Source organism: Paenibacillus sp. MT124 (assembly GCF_058792755.1).
This window is the reverse complement of the sequence record NZ_CM179500.1, coordinates 980,185-1,000,621: the sequence shown is the minus strand read 5'-3', so window position 1 is coordinate 1,000,621 and position 20,437 is coordinate 980,185. Positions and strand designations below refer to the sequence as shown.

The following is a 20,437-nucleotide window of genomic DNA, read 5'->3' as shown; positions in this document are numbered from 1 at the left end:
CTTTTGCTTTTCCCCTATACAAGGTAATTACCCTCGCTGCTTCCATCTCATTCCACCCACAGCGACACCCATATGAACATGCTAAATAACAGTACTGGCGTAAGTGCCCCGGTCGCTAAAATAACCCAAAGTGTTACCGGTTTTACATTTTGGAAGTAGGTGTCTAACTTGTGCATTCGTTCTTTTCTCCATTTGGCAAACTTGAGCTGTCTGATCATTCGATTCAGGACTCTTTGCCGCTGCTCGCCGTCCTCTACATCTTCCAGTTCACGCCTCAACTCTTGATATAATTGTTCCTCTTCAAGCTCAGCCGCCACTTTGGTTATAGTCATCCTTCATACCCTCCCCTTGTCAAAACGTACTGAAATATTCCTCTGTTACATGTTAAATCCCATCCAAGCAACTGCCCGCCGTTTCTAACCCTCTACCTAAACAACACGTAAATCATCTTCAAAGTTTGGACTTTAGTCAAAATTAAAATAAACCAAAAAGCCCGGGCAGGCCCGGACTTGGTTGAACATTTATTTATTCTTCTGATTCGTTTGTTCACGTTCTACAATCATTTATGTTCGAAGCGTTACACGTTACCCATAAATTTAATGGGAAGAATGACTTTATACCTAGCTAATCAATTCATTCAGACACACTGCACCCTGTGCGCGCACGTTCACGACAATAATTGGCGTTTCCAGCATGCCGTGCATCCAGGACATATACTCCTCGACTTTGTCGTTTGGAAGGATGGTCAGGATAACCCCAGCGAATCCACCACCATGAATACGGCAAGCACCATCGCCCAAGTTTTGCAGATAGTTTTCAGTCAGGGCAAGCGCAATCCCAATCTCCTGCTCCTTCACAGAACCACTCTGATATACATTCTGTAGCCACTTCCAGGACGAGTTTCCTGACGCTGTAATCAAATTCAGGAAGTCCGCAAAACGTCCATCCCGCAATGCCTTCACCTGGCCATCTACCCGGTTATTCTCCTCCAGGAAATGAAGTGCACGCAGCACCGCACGATCTCCGGCAGCTTCACGTACCTGCTTGAGGTTCGCGTAGATATTCTCGGCTGTAATCTCCCGAACATACTCTTTGCCCAGCGCCTGAGCAACCGCTCTCATCTCATACGGCACAGCAGCGTAATCTTCGGTCAGATCGGCGTGGTTTCCGCCTGTATTTACAATCACCAGGGAGTAGCCATTCTGTTGGAAATCCCATTGCACAGGTTCGATGACTGGCTCAGCCGGATTCGCAAAATCAATCGCGATCAGACCACCATAAGCACAAGCCATCTGATCCAGCAGACCGGAAGGTTTATTCCAATATTGATTTTCCGCATACTGACCGATCTTGGACATCACCACAACATCCAGCGTTCCTTCGTTGTAAAAATGATTCAGAATGGTACAGATCAGCATCTCGAAGGAAGCCGACGAGCTTAGACCCGATGCAGAGAACACGTTACTGGAGATGTACGCCTGGAAGCCGCCTAACTTGTATCCAAACTCTCCGAATCCCGCAGCCATACCGCGAATCAACGCCGTCGTACCGTCGTCTTCTGCCTTCGGCGTCAGATCTGTGAGATCGATTACATATTTCTTCTCATAACCTTCCGAATAAAAGGTAATCACGGATTCCGTGGTTGGTGCCGCCACTGCAATCGTATCCAGCGTAATGCTGCCTGCCAGTACCTTGCCATGATTATGGTCCGTATGGTTACCACCAATCTCACTGCGTCCTGCGGCGCTAAACAATTTGCTGCCCTCTTGCACACCAAAGTACTCTTCAAAGGTAGCATTTAGCTTCGTGTAACGTGCAGTCTGTTCCTCTACCTGCTGTTGTCCATACATTTGAGCAAGCAATGCTTGGCCTTCTGCGGACTGGATCAGTTGTAATGGTTGTGTTGTCATCTCTACTCCTCCTATGGGTATGTAGCGTTTATTTATGCTGTGGGTGAAGACTGTTCTGCCTTTGGTTTCTTTGCCATATTCCTCTCCCATTATCTCAGCTTCGCTCCTAAAAAGGTAGGGCAGAATTGAAAGTTTGTAAACGTTTTATGAAACGTATTGGATTTGTCGTTCTGGGGTTAACCTTTTGTATAACTTTCTTCTTCTAGCTCCTTGACTGTTACGTAAGGTGATACTTGATAATCAAATCAAGCTTACAAGAAGGAGAGATTACAATGAAGATTACCCCGTTACGTTCAGATAAAATTTATGAGAAGATTATTCATACGTCACCCGATCAGAAATTGGAGTTATACCGGCAGGAGATGATGGGCCCTTTTATGCCGAAGTTTAACATTCAACAGATCCCCTTTCGATCAAGTGAGCCTCATGGCTTTGACGTTATCACGATGAATAATTTGATGAACATCTCACCTGCAGGCATCACGCCTGAAATTAACGAACCACTCGCAGCTATTTCATCTGAAGCATTCTGGCAACAATGCGATGAAGCTGTTAGGGCAAGCCTAACCACATTTACGGACAATGGCACTCCGCTTCCAATATCGGAATATCTATACACCGTTTTAATAGGAGATCAGAACAGTCAGGCAATGCAAATGAATGAAGGAATCTGCGGAGATGGTGGAATCCCCGGCTATATTATCGCGAACCTGATCCCGAATGCATATACGTTACCTCGCATCCAATCCGTATTAGCCCATGAGTGCAATCATAACGTGAGATATCAATTTATTCAGTGGGATCCGTATGTTACGCTAGGAGAAATGGTCGTTAGTGAGGGACTCGCAGAAAGCTTCGCAACATCTCTGTATGGTGAAGAGTTATTAGGACCCTGGGTAGCCAAAACGAATATGGAAACCCTAAATACAATCATTAAACCGAAAATGAAGGACCAACTGCATATTACAGGCTTCGAGCAGATTAATCCCTTTCTATACGGGGACGATCTTGCAAGAACGCAGAACTTTACTCCCGTAGGGATGCCTTATGTTGCTGGCTATGCCTGCGGCTATCACTTAATTCAGTACTATTTGAACAAAACAGGCAAACATATCACCGAAGCAACCATCACTCCGGCAAGTGAGATCCTTGCTGAAACAAAGGACTTTTGGAATGAAGACACCCTATTTCACCGTTAAAGACATCATTCAGATTACGGGCGTTACCAAGCGCGCCTTACATTATTATGATAAAACCAATCTATTGAAACCGACCAAAGTCGAGGATAATGGCTATCGGTTCTATGATCAGGAAGCACTGGGGAAGTTGCAAACGATTCTGTTGTTCAAGGAAATGAATTTTCCATTGAAGGACATTGCAGCCATGATGAAGCTCTCCAAGAAAGAACAGAAAGAAATCTTAAGAGAGCATCGCAGTACAATTGTGCAACGAAAGCAAAAGCTCGAAACCATCATCAGCCAGTTGGACGAGTATGTAGATGGGACGGATATCGTTCATCTCAATATGTTTGACGACTCCCCCATCCTGTCCATTCAAGAGCAATACGACTCCGAGGCGAAGCTCGTCTATGGAGATACGGAAAAGTACCAGGAATTTGAGAAAAATGTGAACCGCCTGTCTTCCGAGGAGCAACAACAAGCCAACCAGCAGTTTTCGTTAAACATGGAGAAGGTATTTCGTAAGCTGGCTCAACACCAGGATCAGTCTCCCGCTTCTGTCGAGGTGCAAAAGTACATTCGGGAATGGAAAAGCTGCCTCGAAACATTTATGGTGTGTGATGCAGAGATTTTGAGTTGTATCGCAGAAGCCTATGTATCAGATCGCCGCTATGCTGGTTATTTTGCTCAGTTTGGCGATGAGGACTTTTTGAGGTTTTTGTATGAAGCTATTATGGTTTTTATTAAAGATGGGGAGCCCTAAAATGAAAAATCTAGCTCCCGATCATATGGTACTTCATTCTTAAAAGAATCTAAAAAGCTGCTATGAACTCAGATAAACTGAATTTGAGCAGCCTTTTTTTGTGAAAATCTTTTGTCTTATACTCGATTTCAATACAGTCGATATAGACAAATCCCCTTCTTGCTTGCAATGAGTTTATCCAATCATTCTCATGTTAGTTATGCAAGATTTTAAGGTTTACATCTGTAAGCCATTTGTCTAATTCAATATCCTTTAATCCTGGCGGCATATCTTAAAAGTAGCTCCACCAATCGTTTATTGCATTTAGCAACCATTCATGTTCGATGAGCTCTACAGACCTACTACCATCAATAACATTAAAAATACAATGTAACACTCTCCCTAATTGAGCATCCTGAATATACCTTGTTTGTTTAGCATAACGAATTGCACTTTTTGCCAAATGAATCTCCCCTACGCATTTTGTTGGGCAAGATTAAGCGGCTCCTGTCTGGCGTTAAGAAAAGGTCCTTTTAGTGAGATGTTACCTAGTCCTCCAAGATCTTTGAAATCTACTCAGAGATTTTGTATTACTTATATAGTATTCGGATTCACATAACACCAATCAGATTGATTTGAAGTTTTCAGAGCTTTCTCCAGGTCAGATAATGTATAGACCCAGTCTTCCTCCATCCATACCACCATCTGAGGGTACCTCATTAGAAAATGATACAGAAAGGTTAGCGCGACCTCTTCATGTTGATATACTTCATCGATAATGAGCGTGTTAAAATATATCTGCCTAGTATCTCTCCATTCTAATTCTCTGTATTGATGTGGAGCTGGTTCATCATATACATCGACTCTGATCGTAGTATTTATCTCACCATGATCTAACACTTGTTGGTCTGGGAGTGAAATGCCTAAGGCGCAATGTTTCATGTTCTGTTCTGAATCTATATCTTGAATCCCAAAAACTAAATTTAACTTTGCTTCCAAACAAGTTTGTTCTATGTCTCGAACCAATCGGTCTATGGGAATATTACTGTTTTCTTCTACCAACACAAAAGCAGATGCCATTACTTCAGTACCTCCCTTAATTCTTCCAACGAGTTAACCACTTTGACGCCCTTGCTCCTGATATAATCAATTTTCTCAGATGCAATTGGGCCCGCTTTTTCTAGTGGTGCATCAATATATAAAACAACTTCCTTCTTATCATAATTAAAAAACTCTTTATTATTTGTATCTACTAGTCTATCGATTTGGTCTGTTTTCACTGCTCCCGCTGACTTTTTCACTTCAATAATTTGCGAGTTCGTAACAACATCCAAATCCGTAACTCTTAATTTATTATCTATATTTTTAACTTCCACTCCAAACCCAGTTACTCCGACATGGCGATCTACAAACTCACCAACTTTTCCTTCCACAACTTTCCCTGTGTCTCGGCTGTTTTTTGCAGCTTCTATAGCATTAGGTATATTTTTGGGATTCTGCTCTACCCAAAAGATTTTGTTTCCAGTAACGTTGGTATATTGAACTTCTAATCCTTTATTCGTTTTGCTGAGCATTGGGTTATCTTGAGATGGTCGGTTCTGAATTTGACCAGGCTTTACAGCCGTGTCTTTTGGTAATCTAAATCCCTCTCTAGGAACCTTATAGCCCCTATTATACATTCCAGTGAAAGCGATCGCGATTTTACCGAGTTGCAGACTACCTATAGAAACAGCTGCTTGCCATGCTGGCACAGATTCTCCTGTTGCCGGATGTATCCCTTCCTTAAAAGAGCTAATCTGTTCATCATAAATATCCCTACCAGTGGATTCAGATTGCTGTGGCCCACCTCTCATTTCCTTATAAGTACCACCATTATTCCAGTACTCAGTAAATTCTTTTTGTCCTGTCATACCATTTTCGGCTTCACTCGCAGGGACATAAACTCTCAACAGCGGATTATACACCATTTTCTGTTTATCCACTGTGTCACCTGCAGCATGATTTGCCATCATATTTGAAGCAATATTTCCAGTAACAGCTCCCAGGCTCACCTGTTCCTGATCCGCTTGTTCGAATCTCTCAGCTATCGCCATGAGATCTTGTGATGATTTCACCATACTCTCCAGCGCTCGATCCAGTACAGAACGTGACTGCTGAAAATCATAGCAAAACCGTTCTTGTGTTGCTCCCGCCCACTGAGACTGAATGAATCCAATCCGAGCAGTCAGGTCATTTCGTATACCTTCCAACTGCTGTCTCCCCTGCTCAATCTGTCTGGATACATGCAACAGCTGCTCCGTTGTAACTTTAATTCTACTCATATTATTCTCCGTCATTTATAATAGGATTCCACCATGTTAGCAGAAGTTATATTGTGGAGACATCCTTCCAAATTCCTGATTTAACCTTTGTAAAAATGAGTAATCATCATTTCTTTACTACCCAAGTCCCATAGATTAAAATATTTTCCAATGATAAATGCGAGGGTGTGAATCCAATTGCTTACTTATATCCGTAACAGCTTAATTTTCATTGTCTTAGTGACCCTACTAACTGCTTGTGGGAGGCTGTCCGATAAAGAAGAGCAGGAATATTATCAAAAGGCAATCCCTATCGGTCAAGACTTCTTCAGAAAATATTATGACGCTGAAGTTAAATTCACTGAATTTTATATCAATGTACCGATGTCCTCAACTATGGTCTTAAAAGGTCACCTTAAACAGGATCCTTATACTAAAGTTTCACTATATTACTACTTCCCCTCTCTCGAAATTAAGTCAGAAAGTGGACCTGAAGATTTCATAAAGAAACGAAAAAGTGAGGCCGCTGTTAATTCGCAGTGAATTTTTCTAATTCGGACATATTTATGATTAAAAAGCTGCTTTTAAAATTCAGTCTAACTGATTCCAAAAGCAGCTTTTTTATATCAATTTATTTTTCCACGCTCGAAATACGCATGCAATCGATATAGACAAATCTCCTTTGTCCAACGGTATAATAATGCCCGTTCCTCCACATTTTGCACATGTACGTTCAGTGAGAATATCCCATCCTCAAAACTCGCCATACTCCCTTTCGCCTTACCCCACATAGACATTGGCATTTCTATAATCAATTTCTCTATTCTAGCTGCTGTTTTCCCGTTCCATTCCCAGAGTGTAAGCTTGTCCTTGTCCGAAAAGTCTTTCCGTTTCCGGTATTCCTTCTCCGTCAGATACGTATGGAAAAATCTCGCCATCTCGCCCGGCTTGATCGGGTCCATCCAGTGCTCCTCGCCTCGCTCCAGCATGTACAGCAGCACAATCATCTTGTAGCTTTTGTTCATGATCGTCTTCTCCACATCGCGCAGCCACGCTTCATGGCGGACATACACCTCTGCCTCAACCGAGGACAGCAGCTCCGCCCAATAGAGAAACCCAACATACGAGCCAAATTCGCTCCGATACCCTATACTTCCGGAACGTCCCATGAGGTGTAGCTCCAGATATGTCGGAATATGCCCGAGTTCCCGCTTCACATCCAGAAAATCTTGTTGCATCTTCTCGCGGCGTGGCAGTCGTTTACGGCTTAGCTCCTGAAGCAGATTCACCACTCGGGTCTCAAGATGAATCCCGCAGTTGTCCGGAACTTCCGGCACAGCCGAATCCATTCCTTTCCCGCTTCGTTCCTCCTCACCACGCACATCCAGCAGACTCAGCTTCACATCCGCATTTCGGTAATTTCCGATCAGGTCGATAATGACACAATGTGATTTACCCTCCGTCAGCCGCAGACCTCGGCCTACCTGCTGGGTAAACACCGTAAGTGATTCAGTTGGGCGCACGAAGAGCAGCGTATCCACACTTGGAATATCCGTCCCTTCGTTGAACAGATCCACCGTTAGCACAACTTCCAGTTCACCCGCATCAAGATGTCGGATCGCTTCCTCCCGTGACATCTCCGATGTGCGCGAATGCAGACTGAGCACCCTCACCCCCTGACTGCGAAAATACGCTGCCAAATATTCTGCCTGCCGGATCGACGAGCAAAAGCCAATCGTTCGTGTCTGTTTATGCCGCATCCAGGCTGAATAGATGTTCTCCACATGCTCCTCATGTAACTGGACCGCCATAAGCTGTTCTTCATCATACTTTGTCCCGATCCAACGAATTTGCGAATAATCCGTATCATCGAATACCCCGTAATATTGAAATGGAGCAAGCCATCCTCGCCGGATCGCATCAATAAAATGCATCTGGTAGGCCACGTTCCCATCACAGAGCGCATATACGTCTTTGCCATCTAGCCGATCCGGAGTAGCCGTAATGCCCAGCAGAAATTTAGGTTGAAAATGCTCAATGACCGACATATACGTCTTCGCTGCCGCATGATGAAATTCATCTACCACGATCAGATCAAAAGCATCCGCCGCAAACCCATCCCGGTGCTTCTGCATACTCAGCGTAAAGATCGAAGCATACACACAATCCGCTGCTCCATCCTTATGCTGCCCGTTGTAGATACCATGACTGCGCTCCGGCATGATCCGCTGAAAAGACTTCTTCGCCTGGAACAAAATCTCTTCCCGGTGTGCCACAAACAGTACCCGCTGGAACTGCTGGGCGAAGAAGCCTGCCAGATACGTTTTGCCAAGCCCGGTCGCCATAACGACCATGGCTTTGTCATACTGTTCCTCCATGGTAGCGTTTAATGCCTCAAGCGCATCCAACTGAGCAAAACGTGGCTGAATAGGTACAAGCGATAGCTCGGTGGTTTCTTCCTCTGTTCCTTCCGGCAGTCTCGTCCCAAATTCCGCTTCTTCCATCTCCGTGATCCGCTGGATCATCTCCGGGTTCTTCTGGTGGTACTTTCGGTACTCTTCTTCATAAAGCGCAATTGAATCCGGGTTCACCGGCAATGTCGTCTCATGATAGAAGCTCTGCATGAACTTGTCCAAAGCCATCTGGAACGTATATGGTTCTGCCTCTGCATTCATTGCGAGATTCCATTCATACCCCGTCTTCAGCGCCGTGAACGAAAAGTTCGACGATCCGACAATCAGCAGTCCTTCCCCGTTGTCATGATCGAACAGATAGGCTTTCGGGTGAAAAGAAGTTCCCATACTTCGCCACAGTCTTGCTTCAATTCGTGGATTGACCTCACACAATGCCCGCAAGCCCTCCGGCTGCGTGATATACAGATAGTCTCCCGCGAGCATCCGCACCTCGGCTCCACGTTCTGCTGCCCGTTTCAAATGCGGAGCAAGCAGCTTCACACCAGACTGCATAATAAAGGAAGTCATAATATAAATCCCGGACGCATGCTGCATCCGGGAAATGAGTTCGTCTGCCAAGTTATCTGTAATGAGTTTAACGTTAAGCTTCGTCGACATCGATCAGATACACCCGCTCCTGGAATTCGCCACGCGCTTCGGCTTTGTCCGCCCGCAGTTTTTCAAGCTGGCCCGCATTCGCACCATGCACCTCCGCCAACGCCCGGATCACTTCCAACATGTCTGCCAATTCTTCCAGCGCTTCCTGATCGTTCGCTGCATATATGTACTCATCCGACTCTTCACGCAGCTTCGTTTTTAGTTCTTGCTTATACTCCTCCGGGTCCAGAATACGTATCCGGCATTCCTTACCACTGGATGTGATGATATGCGGAATCTTGTCCCGTACCAATTTGTTATATGTAGGCATGTGGTATAACATCCTTTCTATTGTGGGAGCCTTCGGCCTTCTCCCTTTTTGCCATTATACCATTTGCCATGGGGAGAGATGCGTTGATGTTGTAAAGTAGTACATCCTCATGTCTATTCAATAAAAGCCCATTTTCACTCGAAATCGAGTTAAAATGAGCCTTCAATTATACGAGCTGTTCATTTTTTACTTAGAATCATTTATTTCTATCATCATTAAATGTGGATAATCAAATAGCTTTTGTTTTTCGACAATTCGGGAAGTTGCTACATCCCCAAAATTCCGCTCCAGCCTTATTCTTTCGTTTAACCATTGCAGCCCCGCAGCTGCACTTAATATTAGATACTATCTTAGATGAAGATTGATCTTTCTTGGTGGTAATGGTTTTAGCTTTTTTAATGGATGGCGTCCATTTCCCCCAACTGCGCAGCTTACTGTCTACTAATCCACCGTGCCAGTAATCCACTTTGAATTGATCTGCTTCTTTTCTTGCTGGACCTGTAAGATCAGATGTAGTTACGATTAAAGATAAAATACAGTCATGATTCCTCTTCGCACCTACTAGTTCACGAACAGTCATCACCTGCACCTTGTTATGTTCAGCATAACACTTTGCCTGAACCGCTGTTTTCTCACCACGCTTGTCCGTGATAACCAGGTCTACTCCACCATCTTTACCCCCAACGCCAACTTCTTTTACCGTATAACCTTTGTCTCTAAAGTAGAGCGTAAGCAAGCGTTCAAACTCTGCTCCAGTCATTTTATCTAACGGCAAAGCTAGAATCACTTCGTCAGGTCTGCACGTAGAAGAAGCACGATTAAAACCGCTATTCACTGGCTTTTTGGTAGTCTTTATCTTCCGTGTGCTGGAACTTCTTCTTTTTTTCTTTTTTGAAGGTTGTAATAATCCAGCAAGAACCCCTAGGGCTATAATTCCAATGACGAACCATATGATTTCTTTCATTAATATTCTCCTTAAGGATTTGATAATGTTATTAATATCTCTATTTAACTATTTACTATGCCCCATAAATAATATGTACATTAGTACTCCTTTAAATCTGACTTATTGAAGTCTAACAAAAAATATTCTCCACGAACCCAGCCATTCTGTCCCAAGTCCATATTGAAGATAGAAATAGATATTAACTCTTGTTGTGTAGTCGCTTTTTTTAAATCTTCTATCAAAGTTTTACGACCTTGATCAAAATCTCTTTAGTCGTGTTTGTCACGTTAAACAATATTATTATTAATCCAACTGCAGTACAAAATTTATAGCGTTTCTTTTACTGTTGATATTGTAGGCATATACTACATCTTTTCCCAATGTATCACCTTCTTTTCTTGTTTTTCGACGCACCTTTACACAGGTCTAATAGATCAGTAAAGTCAAAGTTAATTTAGGACCACAGACTTATTATCCGATAATAAACTACTCATTTCCACTATAAAATACATTATTAAACAAAAAAACCTGCTATACATAAGCAGGTCATTCATTTCATTCAAACAATACACTTATTCGCCACCGCCACCATCTTCGCAGGCATCTCTTCCCTTAACCGCCACACGAAGCTCATCGGCTTATTCCCTGCATGACTTACGTAATCGGCTTCGCCCAGAAAGACAAATGGAGACGTGTAGCCATGCTCCTCCTTATACTCCCGCACGAACAGCGCGATCCGGTTGCCCGTCTCCCGATGATGAATATACCGTTGCGCCGTAGCCGTATGCTCCGACACCCGGCTCTGTGTCTGCCAATGAAATAAACGTTCATTAATCGCATAATCCTCGTACAGCGTAGATGGAGAGAAATCTTTGTCCGATTTGTTCAGCGTAATGAAGAAGATATCGGTCTGTTCATCGGCAAAATACTTCACGCCTTCACGGAAGGCGGGCGATTGCTCAACATTCCAGTAGCCGAAGGCAGCAAGCACTTGGTCGATAGAGTACATACAGTGGATATCCAGTGGACAAGTGTACGGGAATGAATTGCTTTTATCCACAAATCGCAGATGAGCCAAATTATATTTAAAGATATCCACAAGCTCTGCCCGGAATGCCTCACAATACAGTACACGCTTCACACCGTCTTCGATACTGTTCAGTCCCAGCTTCTCAGGTGCAGCCCGATGGAAGGTGTAATAGAACATGATCAACATGCGCCGTTCATCAGCTGTCGTGGGTTCTTTCTCTTTTTCAATATAGTCGATCAGGAACGTCAGCCAGCTTCGGGAGTTGATCGTCAGCACAGATGGAATTCTGCGGATATATTCCTCTTGCTCATTCTCGATAGGCTCTGTCAATCCAGCTTCGGCCAACATACCGCGGAAATACCTTCTTCCCGAACGCCCGCCATAGAATTCAACCAGTGTCATTCCGTGATGTTCCACAAAATGAGCCAGCGTCAGCGGCAATCCGGTGTCTTGCTGGAACGTTTGCAGCTTCTGGATCAACGCTCTGCGACTACGGCTCATCTGCTTCAGATTACGCATGACGTAATCCTTTGCCTGTTTCTCCAACTGAATGAATGTGCCGCGAGGCAGATTGGAGAAGCCGTGCTCGACGTAGTGCGAGATGGAGTGTTTGGTTGTGCCGATCAGGGCCCGGAATTTGTCCTGGAAATTGTACTCCTGATGCGCTTGCCCGATGAAGTCGAGCACGGTCAGGCACTCTTTGCCCTCTGCCATACGTAATCCGCGACCCAATTGTTGCAGGAATACAGTCAAACTCTCGGTAGGTCTTAGAAACAAAATGGTGTTCACTTCCGGAATGTCCACGCCCTCATTGTATAGGTCAACCACAAAGATCATTCGCAGTTTCCCGCTCACCAGCTGCCCTTTCGCAGAATGACGCTCCTGCTCGTTCGACCCGCCATGCAGGGCCATGGATGGAATGCCTGCTTCGTTAAAGATTTTTGCCATATACAGTGCATGATCCACCCCTACGCAAAACCCGAGTCCCTTGACCTCTTCAAGATCAGTCACGTATTTGTTCAGGCTATGGATGATCTGAGTGGCTCGGATTTTATTGTGAGTATACAGCTTCTCCAGTTCATTAAGGTCATACCCTTTACGTGACCACTTTACTCGGGACAGATCGACGGTATCGGTTACGCCAAAATATTGAAACGGGCTCAACAGCTTCCGATCAATTGCATCGGTCAGACGAATCTCGGCGGCAATCGTATGATCGAAGTAGGCGGTAATATCTTTGCCATCCATTCTTTCAGGGGTAGCTGTTAATCCTAATAAAATCTTCGGCTCATAGTGAGACAACAACTTCTGGTACGAAGGTGCTGCAGCGTGATGGAATTCATCCACAATAATGTAATCGTAAAACTCCGGACTTGTGATCTCTGTCAACTTCATGGAGTTAAGGCTCTGAATGCTAATAAATAGATGTTCAAGCGCCTGTGCCTGATGATTCCCCACATGCAGCTCACCAAAGTTCATATCCTTCAGGATATACCGGAACGTATCACGGCTTTGCTTCAAGATTTCTTCACGATGTGCGACAAAAAGAATTTTGGCTCCCGCGCAGCTTGCCAGAAACCGCTTATAGTCGAAAGCAGAGATAACCGTTTTGCCCACACCTGTGGCAGCGACGATCAGGTTACGGGTTCGCCCATACAGTGTACGCTCCGCGTGCAACTGCTCCAGCACTTCTTTTTGATAATCGTATGGCTGGATATCGAGGTGAAATGCATTTAGGTTATCTTTTTTACGATTCAATGCCGCCTTCAGCTGCGCTTCATGTCTCTCATTCTCAGCCACATACCTTGTAAATTCACGGTCGTTCCAGTAACTCTCGAAAGTCGCTTCAATCTTGCGCAATACATCGAGTGAATCCTTCTCCGTCACCTTGAGGTTCCACTCCATACCACTGGTCAGTGCAGGGTTGGACAGATTGGAAGAGCCTACATAGGCGGTCGTAAATCCGGTATCACGGTGGAAAATGTACGTTTTGGCGTGTAGCCGTGTAACCTTCGTATCATATGAAATCTGTATTTCGGTGTTGGGCAGTTTGCTGAGTTCGACAATGGCCTTAAGGTCCGTCGCTTCCATATAGGTGGTCGTGATGATTCGCAGCTTCCCGCCACCAGATGTAAATTGCTGAAGTTGTTCCAAGAGTAGGCGAAGCCCACTGAATTTGATAAAAGACACGAGCCAGTCGATCCGGTCTGCTGTCACGATCTCTTTTTGCAACTCCAGAAGCATACTCGGCTCAGACTTTGCCCCAGTAAATAATGAGCTTTGAGCGATAGGCGTATCTGGGCGAATGATTTTAGAATTCCGTACGGCCCGAATATTGTTTAGCTTGGAATATACATGGGTCAGCACTTCACCTTGCTCATCCAGCTGTAATTCACTATACTCCTCTTCCCCCAGCGTCTCTTTTAACGTAGCGATAATTTCATTAGATGTACGGATCTGTGCAAGTACTGCTGTACTATCTTCGGTTTGTTCTCTCACAATCTTCAGAGCTCGGCGGGTCACCGCAGCCAAATACGTGGATAGTAGTTTTCGCGCTTCCTCTGCATCCAGCTTCTCAGTCCCAATGTTATACACATCCGGATCTAGTGCCGAAATCTCCTGCCTGGTGATGGTGTTGATAAGCTGTTCATATATGCCTTGTTTCATGAATATACCTCGTGTGGGTGTAGGATGGTTGTAGATATTCTGTATGTACAGGTTAGAACTACATCATGTTTCTACTATATTATCGTCCAACGTGTGGAAGATTTCATTAGTTGTTTTGAATTCATAGCAAAAAGCACCTCTACTCTTGTATTGGTAGAAGTGCTTAATTAATTTCATTTCGAATATGTCCTAAAGTTTAATCTCTAGCTACCAAAAAGCGTATAATTGATACTTTTAAGAATTTCGCTGTATTGGTCTTCGAGCAATTCAAGATATTTCCCGTTAAAGGTGTACTTTCCATCTCTATAGAAAAATATCTCTTCTCCTGATGTATGATAAAATACCCCATCTACTTTGAGAGATTCTAAGATAGAGAAAGAAACTTCGTACATCGTTTTATAACAAAGTTCGAATTGTTCGTTATTCTCTAACTCATAAGATATTGTTTGTTCATAAACAAAGTCCTCTTCTTGAAACATAGTTTCATAAGTAGCCGCCGGATGATTGGGTGGAAAATTATTTTCATAAACACTTATTCTCAGACCATTGGCTAGATCAAATTCATCAATAGACAATGAATTATGTTGTTTGTTTATATAACGAAATTCGAGATTTTTAGTTTCTAATAATTCCTTTAACCATAACGCCTCTTCTTTTCCAGTAACCTTTAGAGAATATTCCATGACTTTTCTCTCCTGAAATATGCAAAATCCTCAAACTATTGAGGTTGAATTGCACAGCGCATCAATTACAAGATTTCTATTCAGCTTTGAAACTCCTCTCTACATAATGACAGTTAAGAAGTTTTAAGCTTTCTTTAGTAATATACTTGATTTGATACTCATCTAAATCATTATTTACAAGCAAGACATTGTTGGTTCTCTTCATTATTGGAAAGGATCTATCATCTAGCAAAAGTACATCTCCTTCCACAACAGATAACAATTGCCCCACTGTTTCAATCAATTTCGACCAACTTGTATCAAAGGTCTGTGAGAACAGTTGAATATTGATACGCATATTTGTATTTACGCTATAATATTTCAGGTTCATCTCGTGGTATTCTTCCATTTCACCATCTTCATCATCCAAATCAATATCAATTGTTAAATATTCTGATTCAATGTAAACATATTGATACCCTAATTTATGCTGCAATTTTTCGAATTTGACTTCCTTACCTATAACTTCTTTCATTATTTCAAATATAATATTACCTATTTTTTCTGCCTCAGAGCTATTATTTATAAATAGTTCGTAGTCCACCTTCTACTACCTCCCAAAAACTTTTGTGATTTTTCCATCCTTAATCATAGTTAGCTCATCCAAGTGCTTTAAGTTTGCTTGTGGATTTGTCTGCCTCAAAATAGTTTCCAGGAGTTCATCTATTTTCTCCGAAGGGTAATCATCCAGGTTCAGCACAATTCTTTGCGCCTGATTTTTCGTTTTGTTTTTTATTTTCGCACAAATACTATCAATTGGAGTATCAGTATCAGGTGAATAACAATCAAAAACTCTTCCTTCAATTATAAAATCTGGATTTTTTCCTTTTTTGATACCATAACCATTCCCGCCAACAACTTCATCTAACATTTCTATATCATAACCCTGTTCTGCGAGTAAATTAGCAGATTCATTTTGCCTAACATTTCCTCGTCCACCTTCAACATTAGCATAATTTCCTTTAGGGATTCCCCCTAGTGGTAAAGAAGGTTCTATTAGGTTATTCCTACTGTAACTGCCTGTCCCTCCAGTTCCCTTTCCTGCCTCCGGCTTACTTCCACCCGACCCTCCCAGATCGCTATGCTTATTTTCAGCAGCCCGAAACGCTTTGCCAAAGAAAGCATAGGCCAGTACCTGACCTGCCATCGATCCGCTGTAATAACCAAGTCCATCTTGGTCTACCTGCTTCTTCTGCTCTTCCACAAATTGTTCCACATCGGATCTGGCCGTACCATTTCCCCATGCTGCATCCCAAGCAAACTTAATGCCTCGCCCAGCATCGACAACTTTACCAAGAGTCATCGCATAGGCAAAACTAGCCACCGTGCCGAACGGATCATAAAAGAGCGCCTCGGCCGTCTGCCCCATTCCAGTTACCGTTTCTCCAACTGAACCATCCGCAAGCCCCTTAGCAAAAGTTGGTTTAAGCTCCTCGGGAATATAGAGCGCAACCTCGCCTGAACCATCTGTCGTCCTGAAATTTTTGGCTACAAAGGTAAACTCATTCTGTATTTTATCCAAGAGACCCAATGTCGTAGGGAAAATTTCTTTTACTTGCATGAAGTCCCAAAAGAATCGTTCTCCTGTTACGCCAGACCAATCGGATTGTAAGAGATAGATCGACTTTTCAAGTTCCCAGACCATCCGCTCCAGTTCCTGTTTCTTTTGCTGAACGAACCTCGCCTTTTCATCTAATACATCGGGATGAACCTCAATTCGCTGCATTCCTCTTCACCGCCAACCTGACCGTAGTATATATACCTAAATTTTAACAAGTCAGAAGGGGTATTGGAATCAAACGAGGGATTCATTTTCTCTAAGGTTATACGGTAGTCGAGCAACATACTTTTAGGTGGTATACTTTCGCATTAGTGCACACACATTTGTTTAAAAGTACTCTCCTGATCTCTTTAAACATCACTGCAACAACACCGATTTAGCTTATCGTCGTAACAAACAATTTAATCCTCGTTTGAAAGTTTTACCCTCTTTAAGTACTTTCACGATTCAACTGGAGAATCTATAACCTTTATCTCTTTTCATAATACTTTACAATCTCTTCAGGTTCCTGTGTTTCTAGGACGATCTGACCCTTTTCAATAAGGATCATGTACGGATAAGTGCTCATATTAAATATCTGTTCGTAATTGAATTGTTGTTCATCACGAACATCATAAAAATTCACATTGGTAACGGGACCTTCTTCTCTTAGCTTCTGATTATTAATATAATCCATGTTCGTCTGCAACTCAGTAATGAAAGAGCGCTCTGCGGGTTTATTTGTAAACACAATTAGTGAAGCATCATTGACTTGGTGCTGGTATAGATATTCAATGGCTTTCTCCCTATTATTCTGACTGCATCCCGCCATCAGTAGTATTAACAGACACAACATCCCGTATCTTCTCATAACCAAACCCCCTCCAAACTTATAAATTGGTTAATCTTACATTATAATTCAAAAAGCTAAAACCTTATTTCTAGAAAGGAGTCTGTCCGCTTGAACAAAAAAAGGATCATCATTGCTATAATTATCGGCCTTATTGTGCTCATTCTCCCTATCATACTGTACTTTGCAGTTGAAGTGTCTGATGAATCAGCACCGCTGGAACATAGCACTTACTCTCCATATACACTGGAACTGAAAAAGAGTTAATTCATGATCGCCATGAGTTAACTCTTTCTTATTTTCTACTCTGCTCCACAGGATTTCTCCATCCAACACAATTTTAATATAAGTAAGCCTCAACCCACTGAAGATACACTCAGACATCTACGAATAGATTGAATGTATCCCAGATGGTACCACTCGTGATAGAGCGTACGCGGAATCACTTCGCCGATTGTACTCATACCTAACTCGCTCTCTCGGAGCAACGGCTCTTCCAGACGACCTGCAAATTTGTTTTTCAATTGGTCTGGTTGTGCCCTTAGGCGCTCTATCAATTCGGTCCAAGATGGGGGTGCGGCATCCCACGTTGCCGGGCTTGTCCCATAACCGAAGAACTTTGCATAGTCCGCGGGAACTTCCGAGTCATCAGCAATAAGATAATGAAACCACATATCCTGGTCCAGAATGATGTGTCCGACATTCCACAGGATGGAGTTATTGAATCCCTTCGGTACATCATGAACCTGTCCTTCATCCATAGAGTCACACACGTCCAGCGTAAATTGCCTCACATCCTGCAGTTGATTCCATAGTACATCTTCACTAAACTTCATGGTTCATCCTCCTTTTCTCCCTTACCTGAATGGTCCATCGATTCCATAGCTAGATCTAAAATATTTTCAATATATAGGCATTTTATCATTTCTCTGTAACTTCATCACTCCTAAGAGCGTTTAGAAATATAGAAAAACCACAGTCCCCTAACCCACTCGAAAAAGAGGCGATTTCATGAGCTGGCCAGAGCCATCTGATCATAGAACTAACCCAGAACAAAATTCCTTCATACCACCCGATCCCCCTGTAAAAAGTAAACCTGCTCGTAGATGGCGCCTGGCGGTCGCTTCTACTTGGTTAACCACAACCCTATTAACGGGGCTGGGCCATGGCTCCATATCGTACGCAGCAACAACTCCGCTGCCACCCAGCGGTACATCTACGGTCCATTCCACCGCAGCAACCACAGAAAACAGACTTCACTATACCGCTGTGGAGGGGGCTCATTATTATACGATCGCACTGCGAAATGACGGTTCCGTCTGGGCTTGGGGTCGGAATATGTTCGGAGAGCTTGGTGTCAGTGAAGACATCCGCTATCGCCATACAACTAGTCCCGTTCGCATTCCGGGAATTTCGAATGTTATAGCTATTTCAGCTGCAGGAGGTGGGATTAACGCTGCCGTTCAGGCAGATGGAACTGTGTGGGAATGGGGCGCTGGTACACTCCCCCACCAAGTCGAAGGCATCTCCTCTGCAAAGGATGTGGTGACTGGTTCTTTCAATATTGCCCTTCTCCGGAACGGTACAGTTATGTCATGGCAGCGCCCAAGTACTCAAGGAAACAAATCTGAAGTTATGCACCGTCCACACGCCGTAAGCGGATTGAAAGACATCATTCAGGTAGGATCATCCGGCCAACAAGGATATGTCTTGAAGAAGGATGGCTCCTTGTGGACATGGGATGAACCGAACCAACCAGATAAATCCCCATCCAAGCCAGCCAGGCTAAAGGGTCTGTCCAACATATCATCGATCACAAGCACAGATACGTCGCTGCTTGTACTGGACCAGAACGGGAAAGTGTGGGGGCTGGACGTGAAGGGTAAGCCAGTTGCTCTGCATCACGACCTCAAGGTGAAGCAGATGGACGGGAATTCGCAATATATCCTGCTGTTAACCACTTCCGGTGAGGTGTACAGCTACGGGAGGACGGTTACAGGCAAAGAAGGCAGAGTTAAGCATCTGTCGGGTATTACCGATATTTCGGCAGGGTATCACCACAATTTGGCCTTATCCTCCAATGGAACTGTCTGGGGTTGGGGAAGTGACAAGTATCAGGAGGCTGGCGCACCTGCAACATCATCTGGAGGCATGGTTTACCAACCCGTTCAGGCCAAGCTGGGCATCGATGTGTATATCAACGATGAGCTGCTCCAGTCCACGTATTCGGCAGTCCAAACCCAACATACCGTTCAACTTCCAGTCAGAGCCGTAGCCAAAGCGATTGGGGCAACATTTGAGATGAACCAGGTAAACGGACTAGTCGAAGCTTATTCATTGCAATATGAAGATCGTACCGTCACAATCCGCCCTAACGAGACGGAGGCCATGGTGAAATCCACCTCTTCCTCTACAGCTCAATCCATTTCATTACCAGAACCAACGGGCAATTATTCGGGTGCGACGACCGTTCCCTTTGAAGTATTTGAGGCCCTGTGGCTTACTGTGAACTGGGATGAAGAGACAAGCAAGCTAACTATCCAAAGTGATACGTAGCAACGAGATCATTCATAATGTACAGGAGGATTCATTACAATGTGGTTAAAAAAGATAATAGGTGCAGGTATCGTTTTCTCTGTCCTGCTCATGCCCGTTAGTACATTGGATGCGAAAGGGAAATCCCCTACTGAACCGTCATCCAAGGTAGTCAATACTGCAGCAGATTCAGTAAAACCAGATCTGAATGCTCTGCTCATTGGTCAAACCCATCACCAAGGCCGTGCAGCATACACCGGCAGCTTCACGATGGTTGCTGACAATGGAACACTTGCAGACATCATCATTGAAAATCATAGTAATCACCCCATGTATATGAACCTGTATGTCGACGACTACAGTGAGCCTATGGAGACCATGATCAGCAAAAACAGTGAAAAAACCGTCAATCTCCTTGCCTTGCAAAACACTAGTGTCAAGGTGTATATCTACAGCAGAATAGGGCATGAAATGGACCTCTCCATACGTGCAGAACAATTCCGTTAATCCTTAATCTGTCGAATATTTTACATACCAAAATCCCCTTCACGCGTGCGGTACAGGTTCACTTGAACACGAACTGCACCACCTTGAAGGGGATCTATTTTCACTTTAGTTTACTCTTTACTATAGAAG

The 20,437-nt window shown here is 43.7% G+C and carries 18 protein-coding genes; 5 read left to right on the top strand and 13 right to left on the bottom strand.

The features are described 5' to 3' along the window. Positions 1 to 47: 47 nt before the first annotated feature. Both AC3RCI_RS04615 and AC3RCI_RS04610 read right to left on the bottom strand, forming a co-directional pair. Positions 48 to 332 carry a hypothetical protein gene (locus AC3RCI_RS04615; protein ID WP_336781332.1) on the bottom strand — a complete coding sequence of 95 codons (285 nt, stop codon included), beginning with the start codon at positions 330 to 332 and terminating at the stop codon, positions 48 to 50. Positions 333 to 620: 288 nt separating this feature from the next. Continuing rightward, complete coding sequence (locus AC3RCI_RS04610) at positions 621 to 1,910, bottom strand: galactokinase (protein WP_492527678.1); 1,290 nt, start codon at positions 1,908 to 1,910, stop codon at positions 621 to 623. Positions 1,911 to 2,182: 272 nt separating this feature from the next. Between AC3RCI_RS04610 and AC3RCI_RS04605 the strand changes: the two genes are divergently transcribed. Both AC3RCI_RS04605 and AC3RCI_RS04600 read left to right on the top strand, forming a co-directional pair. Next, the gene (locus tag AC3RCI_RS04605; RefSeq protein WP_492527676.1) at positions 2,183 to 3,109 is read left to right on the top strand and encodes a DUF2268 domain-containing putative Zn-dependent protease; all 927 of its coding nucleotides are present in this window, start codon (positions 2,183 to 2,185) and stop codon (positions 3,107 to 3,109) included. After that, positions 3,084 to 3,851: a MerR family transcriptional regulator gene (locus AC3RCI_RS04600; protein WP_492527674.1), complete on the top strand. Its 768-nt coding sequence runs from the start codon at positions 3,084 to 3,086 to the stop codon at positions 3,849 to 3,851. The genes AC3RCI_RS04605 and AC3RCI_RS04600 overlap by 26 nt, the downstream gene beginning before the upstream one ends. 573 nt (positions 3,852 to 4,424) lie before the next feature. Here the strand turns inward: AC3RCI_RS04600 and AC3RCI_RS04595 are convergent. The 10 genes from AC3RCI_RS04595 to AC3RCI_RS04550 all read right to left on the bottom strand — a co-directional run bounded on the left by AC3RCI_RS04595 (position 4,425) and on the right by AC3RCI_RS04550 (position 17,287). Next, the gene (locus AC3RCI_RS04595) at positions 4,425 to 4,910 is read right to left on the bottom strand and encodes a hypothetical protein (RefSeq protein WP_492527672.1); all 486 of its coding nucleotides are present in this window, start codon (positions 4,908 to 4,910) and stop codon (positions 4,425 to 4,427) included. After that, positions 4,910 to 6,151, bottom strand: coding sequence for a WXG100 family type VII secretion target (locus AC3RCI_RS04590; RefSeq protein ID WP_492527670.1), 1,242 nt, complete (start codon positions 6,149 to 6,151; stop codon positions 4,910 to 4,912). Before AC3RCI_RS04590 ends, AC3RCI_RS04595 begins: the two co-directional genes overlap by 1 nt. Positions 6,152 to 6,756: 605 nt before the next feature. Next, positions 6,757 to 9,201, bottom strand: a complete 2,445-nt coding sequence (locus AC3RCI_RS04585) for a DEAD/DEAH box helicase family protein (RefSeq protein WP_492527668.1) — start codon at positions 9,199 to 9,201, stop codon at positions 6,757 to 6,759. Continuing rightward, complete coding sequence (locus AC3RCI_RS04580; RefSeq protein ID WP_492527666.1) at positions 9,185 to 9,511, bottom strand: nucleoside triphosphate pyrophosphohydrolase; 327 nt, start codon at positions 9,509 to 9,511, stop codon at positions 9,185 to 9,187. Before AC3RCI_RS04580 ends, AC3RCI_RS04585 begins: the two co-directional genes overlap by 17 nt. A 229-nt stretch (positions 9,512 to 9,740) precedes the next feature. Further along, positions 9,741 to 10,475 (bottom strand): restriction endonuclease, encoded by a 735-nt coding sequence (locus AC3RCI_RS04575; protein ID WP_492527664.1) that lies wholly within the window; start codon positions 10,473 to 10,475, stop codon positions 9,741 to 9,743. Between the two features lie 541 nt (positions 10,476 to 11,016). Then, positions 11,017 to 14,154, bottom strand: coding sequence for a DUF3427 domain-containing protein (locus AC3RCI_RS04570; protein WP_492527662.1), 3,138 nt, complete (start codon positions 14,152 to 14,154; stop codon positions 11,017 to 11,019). A 203-nt stretch (positions 14,155 to 14,357) separates the two neighbouring features. Next, positions 14,358 to 14,837: a hypothetical protein gene (locus AC3RCI_RS04565; RefSeq protein ID WP_492527660.1), complete on the bottom strand. Its 480-nt coding sequence runs from the start codon at positions 14,835 to 14,837 to the stop codon at positions 14,358 to 14,360. 76 nt (positions 14,838 to 14,913) lie between these two features. Next, the gene (locus AC3RCI_RS04560; protein WP_492527658.1) at positions 14,914 to 15,420 is read right to left on the bottom strand and encodes a hypothetical protein; all 507 of its coding nucleotides are present in this window, start codon (positions 15,418 to 15,420) and stop codon (positions 14,914 to 14,916) included. A gap of 6 nt (positions 15,421 to 15,426) precedes the next feature. Further along, a complete protein-coding gene (locus AC3RCI_RS04555) occupies positions 15,427 to 16,602 on the bottom strand; it encodes a CdiA C-terminal domain-containing protein (RefSeq protein WP_492527656.1) in 1,176 nt (391 codons plus the stop codon). A gap of 304 nt (positions 16,603 to 16,906) precedes the next feature. Beyond that, positions 16,907 to 17,287, bottom strand: a complete 381-nt coding sequence (locus tag AC3RCI_RS04550) for a hypothetical protein (protein ID WP_492527654.1) — start codon at positions 17,285 to 17,287, stop codon at positions 16,907 to 16,909. Positions 17,288 to 17,377: 90 nt separating this feature from the next. Here AC3RCI_RS04550 and AC3RCI_RS04545 point away from each other — a divergent pair, with 90 nt between their 5' ends. Next, positions 17,378 to 17,533 (top strand): hypothetical protein, encoded by a 156-nt coding sequence (locus AC3RCI_RS04545; RefSeq protein ID WP_492527653.1) that lies wholly within the window; start codon positions 17,378 to 17,380, stop codon positions 17,531 to 17,533. Between the two features lie 89 nt (positions 17,534 to 17,622). Here the strand turns inward: AC3RCI_RS04545 and AC3RCI_RS04540 are convergent, their stop codons facing one another. Further along, positions 17,623 to 18,102 carry a DinB family protein gene (locus AC3RCI_RS04540; protein ID WP_492527652.1) on the bottom strand — a complete coding sequence of 160 codons (480 nt, stop codon included), beginning with the start codon at positions 18,100 to 18,102 and terminating at the stop codon, positions 17,623 to 17,625. 175 nt (positions 18,103 to 18,277) lie between these two features. On the opposite strand from AC3RCI_RS04540, the gene AC3RCI_RS04535 reads away from it, so the two are divergent. Continuing rightward, on the top strand, positions 18,278 to 19,822 hold the full coding sequence (locus AC3RCI_RS04535) for a stalk domain-containing protein (RefSeq protein WP_492527651.1): 1,545 nt from the start codon (positions 18,278 to 18,280) through the stop codon (positions 19,820 to 19,822). A gap of 39 nt (positions 19,823 to 19,861) precedes the next feature. Beyond that, positions 19,862 to 20,308 (top strand): hypothetical protein, encoded by a 447-nt coding sequence (locus AC3RCI_RS04530; RefSeq protein WP_492527650.1) that lies wholly within the window; start codon positions 19,862 to 19,864, stop codon positions 20,306 to 20,308. The last annotated feature ends 129 nt before the right edge of the window (positions 20,309 to 20,437 follow it).

Bases quoted from the DNA above. Each gene is read 5' to 3' on its own strand.
- AC3RCI_RS04615 (WP_336781332.1), bottom strand. From the start codon at position 332: ATGACTATAACCAAAGTGGCGGCTGAGCTTGAAGAGGAACAATTATAT.
- AC3RCI_RS04610 (WP_492527678.1), bottom strand. From the start codon at position 1,910: ATGACAACACAACCATTACAACTGATCCAGTCCGCAGAAGGCCAAGCA.
- AC3RCI_RS04605 (WP_492527676.1), top strand. From the start codon at position 2,183: ATGAAGATTACCCCGTTACGTTCAGATAAAATTTATGAGAAGATTATT.
- AC3RCI_RS04600 (WP_492527674.1), top strand. From the start codon at position 3,084: ATGAAGACACCCTATTTCACCGTTAAAGACATCATTCAGATTACGGGC.
- AC3RCI_RS04595 (WP_492527672.1), bottom strand. From the start codon at position 4,910: ATGGCATCTGCTTTTGTGTTGGTAGAAGAAAACAGTAATATTCCCATA.
- AC3RCI_RS04590 (WP_492527670.1), bottom strand. From the start codon at position 6,151: ATGAGTAGAATTAAAGTTACAACGGAGCAGCTGTTGCATGTATCCAGA.
- AC3RCI_RS04585 (WP_492527668.1), bottom strand. From the start codon at position 9,201: ATGTCGACGAAGCTTAACGTTAAACTCATTACAGATAACTTGGCAGAC.
- AC3RCI_RS04580 (WP_492527666.1), bottom strand. From the start codon at position 9,511: ATGCCTACATATAACAAATTGGTACGGGACAAGATTCCGCATATCATC.
- AC3RCI_RS04575 (WP_492527664.1), bottom strand. From the start codon at position 10,475: ATGAAAGAAATCATATGGTTCGTCATTGGAATTATAGCCCTAGGGGTT.
- AC3RCI_RS04570 (WP_492527662.1), bottom strand. From the start codon at position 14,154: ATGAAACAAGGCATATATGAACAGCTTATCAACACCATCACCAGGCAG.
- AC3RCI_RS04565 (WP_492527660.1), bottom strand. From the start codon at position 14,837: ATGGAATATTCTCTAAAGGTTACTGGAAAAGAAGAGGCGTTATGGTTA.
- AC3RCI_RS04555 (WP_492527656.1), bottom strand. From the start codon at position 16,602: ATGCAGCGAATTGAGGTTCATCCCGATGTATTAGATGAAAAGGCGAGG.
- AC3RCI_RS04550 (WP_492527654.1), bottom strand. From the start codon at position 17,287: ATGAGAAGATACGGGATGTTGTGTCTGTTAATACTACTGATGGCGGGA.
- AC3RCI_RS04540 (WP_492527652.1), bottom strand. From the start codon at position 18,102: ATGAAGTTTAGTGAAGATGTACTATGGAATCAACTGCAGGATGTGAGG.
- AC3RCI_RS04535 (WP_492527651.1), top strand. From the start codon at position 18,278: ATGAGCTGGCCAGAGCCATCTGATCATAGAACTAACCCAGAACAAAAT.
- AC3RCI_RS04530 (WP_492527650.1), top strand. From the start codon at position 19,862: ATGTGGTTAAAAAAGATAATAGGTGCAGGTATCGTTTTCTCTGTCCTG.